General features: G+C 37.2%; 1 protein-coding gene. It reads left to right on the top strand.

Going from position 1 to position 288, the window contains the following annotated elements; genetic code table 11:
- Window positions 1-288 (top strand): glycoside hydrolase family 97 catalytic domain-containing protein (locus tag J8281_RS19485; RefSeq protein ID WP_210199292.1); only part of this gene is annotated, 288 nt, incomplete at both ends.

Here is a 288-nt window from a genome sequence, read left to right as displayed (position 1 = left end):
AAACGCTATATAGATTTTGCATCAGCACATGGTTTCGATGGTGTTTTAGTAGAAGGTTGGAACGAAGGTTGGGAAGATTGGTTTGGAAAATCTAAAGATTATGTGTTTGATTTTGTAACGCCTTACCCAGATTTTGATGTTTCCGAAATACATAACTACGCAAAGTCTAAAGGAGTAAAAATGATTATGCATCATGAAACCTCCGGCTCAACAAGAAACTACGAGCGTCATCTAGATACAGCGTATCAATTTATGAAAGACAATGGATATGATGCCGTAAAGAGTGGT

Origin of the sequence: Aquimarina sp. U1-2 (genome assembly GCF_017897595.1) — a bacterium.
Taxonomy (GTDB): Bacteria; Bacteroidota; Bacteroidia; order Flavobacteriales; family Flavobacteriaceae; genus Aquimarina.
This window is presented reverse-complemented; position numbering and strand designations above follow the sequence as displayed.